This is a genomic window from Bacteroides sp. AM32-11AC (genome assembly GCF_003603515.1).
In the GTDB taxonomy this organism is placed as follows: Bacteria; Bacteroidota; Bacteroidia; order Bacteroidales; family Bacteroidaceae; genus Bacteroides; species Bacteroides uniformis.
Map to the genome: position 1 here is coordinate 1 of NZ_QTNH01000031.1, position 4,775 is coordinate 4,775.

At 38.8% G+C, this 4,775-nt stretch carries 5 protein-coding genes; all 5 read right to left on the reverse strand.

Going from position 1 to position 4,775, the window contains the following annotated elements:
* Window positions 1-13: 13 nt before the first annotated feature.
* The 5 genes from DW800_RS19345 to DW800_RS19365 all read right to left on the reverse strand — a co-directional run bounded on the left by DW800_RS19345 (window position 14) and on the right by DW800_RS19365 (window position 4,679).
* Entirely contained in the window at window positions 14-784 is a 771-nt protein-coding gene (locus DW800_RS19345) for a TonB-dependent receptor plug domain-containing protein (RefSeq protein WP_117704164.1), read from the reverse strand.
* 1 nt (window position 785) lies between these two features.
* Entirely contained in the window at window positions 786-1,244 is a 459-nt protein-coding gene (locus tag DW800_RS19350; RefSeq protein WP_117704163.1) for an STN domain-containing protein, read from the reverse strand.
* A 288-nt stretch (window positions 1,245-1,532) separates the two neighbouring features.
* Entirely contained in the window at window positions 1,533-2,504 is a 972-nt protein-coding gene (locus tag DW800_RS19355; protein WP_117704162.1) for a FecR family protein, read from the reverse strand.
* A gap of 144 nt (window positions 2,505-2,648) precedes the next feature.
* Entirely contained in the window at window positions 2,649-3,251 is a 603-nt protein-coding gene (locus DW800_RS19360; RefSeq protein ID WP_117704161.1) for an RNA polymerase sigma-70 factor, read from the reverse strand.
* A gap of 270 nt (window positions 3,252-3,521) precedes the next feature.
* Entirely contained in the window at window positions 3,522-4,679 is a 1,158-nt protein-coding gene (locus DW800_RS19365; RefSeq protein WP_117704160.1) for a glycoside hydrolase family 172 protein, read from the reverse strand.
* Window positions 4,680-4,775 lie beyond the last annotated feature (96 nt).

The window sequence follows — 4,775 nt, forward strand, 5'->3', positions numbered from 1 at the left end:
TAACCTTGTGTTCCTACGAAAAATTTAACGGACTATTGTTGAAATTATCTTTTCCTACTGCAGTATATTCATACTCACGATACGCTTGAAGATATGGATCCCATTGCTCCCTTATCGTACCATCCAATGCTGCTCCCCATGAATTTCCGGCATCTTTGTCATATTTATTATTAGTACCGCGACCATACATGGACTGTTTTTCCGGTATAGCCAAAAATCCTGCTGAAAACATTGTGTTAGAAGCCAAAGAAATACTGATAGGCTCCTTATTCTCAGCACCGCTTTTTGTTGTAATCATCACAGCACCGCTTGCTCCCCGGTTTCCGTACAAAGCTGAAGCCGTTGCACCTTTCAAAACACTAACGGATTCAATGTCGTCAGCAACAATATCCCTCATCGTCATATTTGCATAGGGTACTCCATCAATAACAATCAAAGGATTTTCTCCACGTATTGCAAGAGTGGGCGCTGCTGCAAAATCTGTGGAATTTTTCACCAGCAATCCGGCTACCTTTCCTGTCAAAGAAGTTGAAACATCAACACCTGCCACTTTTTGCAAAGTTTCACTTGTTACTTTTTGAACAGAATAGCCCAACGCTTTTTCCGAACGTTTTATGCCAAGTGCCGTAACCACAACTTCTTCAAGCATTTCGCTGTCTTCTGCTAATATAATTTTCGACAAACCCTTGTCGCTGGCTTTCAAGTACAATGTTCTGTAACCGATATATGAAACTGTAATTTTAGCATTCGCAGGAACACCAGACAAGATATATTCTCCCTCCACATTAGTTTGTTCCCTGCGGGGTTCCTTCTACCGATACAGTGGCTCCAATTACAGGCTCTCCTTTTTCATCCAATATAATACCTGATATTGTTTTTGTCTGCTGCTCAGTTGGTATTACTTTAGTACTGACAGCTATTGTATTATTAACCCTATTGAAATATAATTTTGTTTGGGAAGTTATTTTGTCCAGCACTTGCGTTAAAGTTGCGTCATAAACATCTAATGAAACTTGTGGAACCTTGCTGATGACTTCTTGATCATAGAAAAACTTAAAATTTGTAAGTTCTGTAAGTTGATTGAATACTTTTTCAACACTCTCATTCCGAACCTTTAAGGTAATGCTACTCTCTTTCAAATTTTGAGCAGACAACGATGATATTCCCAAACAATATATTAGTAAAAAAGCTAAAAACAGAATGCTATTTTTACATTTTCCTTTTGATGTAGGAAGATTATTCATAAATTTGTGCGTTTTAGTAATTGAATTTGATTAATTAAAACAAAGGAGTAATACGCGATACGTTATTCACATGGGTCGAGACAAATGAATATTCGTCCGGATTACGGGAATAGGGGCTGCTCTGAGAGATGGCTCCTATTTTTTGGAGAAAAGGCTAAGTAGGTGCTTTCATTTTTATCAATATTATTATTTCTTTATCATTATAGTTCTCAAGAGAACTATTTGGGGATATCCATATTTATTATACACGAATGCAGAAATGGGCTAGGGTTTCATTAACAATATTTATTATTTATACAATAACACTTGGTTTCCTTCTTTCTTATATCGAATACCACTGGTATATTCAATGGACTGAAGTACAGCTTCTAAATTTTTGTTGTCATGTTCACCCGAAATCAAATTATTGAATTCTTGTCCTTCAGCAAATGTAATCCTGCAATTGTACATACGTTCCAACTCTTTGGCCACATCACGTACTGGAGTACTACTGAAACGCAAGCTTCCTTTTCGCCATAAAGCCACTGAATGTCCATCACGCCCCTTGCTATAATCACCGGAAACGGTATTAACAAGGACCCGTTCTTGAGCTTGTAGCCGCATCATAGCTTCAGGCAAATCGACTTGTACCTTACCACTTTCTACTTCTACATATACAATTTCATCTGAAAAATAAGATTTCACATTAAAACAAGTACCCAATACACGAACATCGAAACGTTGTGTATCAACAATGAAAGGTTGTTTTTTATTATGTTGGACGCGGAAATATCCCTCACCTTCCAATTCAACCCTACGTTCTTTCTGCGTAAAATGGTTAGGATAACGAATACGGGAGCATGAATTCAGAACCAGTTGTGTACCATCCGGGAGACAAATGTGTTTTCTTTCTCCATAAGAAGTGAACGCTTCTATATAGAACACAGATTGTTCGTCCGCATAATTCCAATATTTAATACTTCCCCAAAGTAAACATACTATTGCTGCCGTGCCTGCTACATAAGTGGCAACACGACGAAACCAAATACGTTTTCTGTGTTCTACACGTTGTAAAATCCGGCATGCCTCCTTTTTATATTGCTCACGTTCTAAATCGGTACATGTCTGTTGCAAAGCAGATTCTTCCCAAACATCAGAAGCAAATGTCTTTAACGCATTATCATGCTTTGAAGAATGAATTTCATTCATCAGTTTGAAAGCTTCTTGTTTTGTGTACAAATTATCCAAATAACGACGTATTAATAAATCTGCCTTTTTCATCTTCTTTTTTAATTTGAAGTAAACATATCAAAAGCTACATCTTGTTTATACATTACACACCAAGTAAAAAAGAGTAGGGTCTATTTGTGCTTTTTTAACCTTTCCTTCTATAGTCAATAAGGTGCCAGCTTTTCGTATAGTGCACTATAATCCCAAGCAGACGAACAGTAGAATGAGATCTGTACCGACCATAAAGTTCTTCTTTAAATAGAAACGGAGAGTTCTTAGTGAAGTGGAAATCGACTCCTGTACAGTATTGACTGAAATGCCCAGCACATCAGCAATTTCTTTATGAGACATTTGCTGTTCACGGCTCATCTCAAAGATTTTACGCTGGCGAGGTGTCAATTGCTGCATGGCACATGAAATAAGTTGCTTCAAATCATTCGCAAGAATCTCGTTTTGGGTATCGTTACTATAGTCCACAGCCTGCTGTAAAATCTGTTCCTTCAATTTGTCTTGATTTACTAAATCACGCAATTGGTTCAAGATTCGGTTACGGACAATCGTATAAAGATAAGAAGAAAAAGAAGCATCCGGATTAATAAAGCGACGACCTTGCCAAATAATAGTGAAAGCATCTTGAAATACATCTTCGGCATACTCACGTGACTTTAAGAAACGCATTGCAAAGTATATCAAACGATTCTTATAAGCTGCATAAAGTTCGCAAAATGCATCTTCATTTCCGTCTATCAAACGAAGAACAAGCGAACGTTCATCATTAGGAGGTCCTGCTACGTACATATCTTTTTCTTGGTTTTAGATTACAAAGGTATCTAATAGATATTACAAATCTATGTAAAATTCAGGAAAGGAAAAAATAAATGAGAAATAAACCCCGTAGGTTTTCATATCTTCCCAATAACTTGATTGGATAGGTCTATTATAATCCAACTAACTAATCGGACACATTAAAGAATATCATCATCAGATAAAAAAACAAGGGCGTATCCCTAATGATACAACCCTTGGAAAGTTTGTCTACCTTGCTTATTGCAACTTTACACCCTTTTTTCAATTTACTTCCAAGTCATCCTTGGAAGGTAATTCTGGAAAAGTCCGATGCGGCTCTTGCTGATACCAAAAAGCTACAGACGAAATGTCACTTCTCTGTGCCAAATATCTTCTGTCAGCTCTCCAACCGAGGTCTTGAATAGTCACTTTCAAATCCTTTTCAAAACGTATCGGATCAGTAATATGCCACCGGTACATACCGAAACGCTGGTTGGCGCGATAAGTACCATCAGGTCTGATTACTTGGTGCAATCCTGCATAAGGAGTGGAAAACTCTATGTACTTTCCTCCGCGATCGAAGTTATAAGAACCGCAGAAATAATCTTCGGTACCTGTACCGCAAATGGTCGGGAACTGCTTGTCACCATCCATGAAGAACTTGATTTCGCCTTCACCCCACCATCGATTGTTGTTCACTTGCCATGCCATATAGGTACCTACATAATGCCCCTTCCCTTTGATTCCGTCTACAATGGTGTAGACATCCTTATAAGGCACCGGATTGGTGCGGCGGAACTGTGCGTGGAAATAGGCGGCATCCTCAGGAACTTCCGTCAGGCTATAATCTATCTGATAATAAAGCCTCATCGGGGCATCCGCCAAGTTTTCCATCGTTATTTTGCATTTTTTGCGAAAAGGCATCTGCCAATAACTGTTGAACGCACTTCCCGGATTTACGCATACAGCCAGTGAGTTTAGATGGGCATACTCTCCCCATCCCATACCGAAGAAGTCTCCCACCGGACATTCTACCGAAGGCTCTTTTTCATCATCCCAATAAATTCTCAGAATAGAAAAACGCCAATTGCCCGTAGGAGTCATCCAAATGTGCTGGATGCATCCTGATTCATCGATTTCAGCCAAGGTGAATGTCTCTTTAGGATTGATAATGATGAACGGGTTCACCTTCCATCCTTGTCCCAAATCACGGGCAGCATGACGTGCGTTGGCTACATTGCGCTCTTCATTTTTAGGGTCAGCCATTCCCCCTTTACCTTTCTCCCCCGTAAAATTTTCAGGGCTTATCGAACGTGTTTTTGCGTCCGATAAGCGGTAAAGATTACCCATACTGCTATCGATACCATTAAATTTCTCTTGTGAATTTGCCCAAGAAAACAAGCAAAGGCACATGATTGTCATTAAGATTTTTTGTTTCATGATGTTTTGAAATTATAATAGATAATAATTATTATTCGTCCCCCCAAAGGTCCGTTTTGTTCCCCTTGTTCTTTCTCCATTCATGACGCCATTTGT

Excerpts from the sequence above, each read along its gene's own strand:
- DW800_RS19350 (WP_117704163.1), bottom strand. The coding sequence starts at position 1,244 with ATGAATAATCTTCCTACATCAAAAGGAAAATGTAAAAATAGCATTCTG.
- DW800_RS19355 (WP_117704162.1), bottom strand. The coding sequence starts at position 2,504 with ATGAAAAAGGCAGATTTATTAATACGTCGTTATTTGGATAATTTGTAC.
- DW800_RS19360 (WP_117704161.1), bottom strand. The coding sequence starts at position 3,251 with ATGTACGTAGCAGGACCTCCTAATGATGAACGTTCGCTTGTTCTTCGT.
- DW800_RS19365 (WP_117704160.1), bottom strand. The coding sequence starts at position 4,679 with ATGAAACAAAAAATCTTAATGACAATCATGTGCCTTTGCTTGTTTTCT.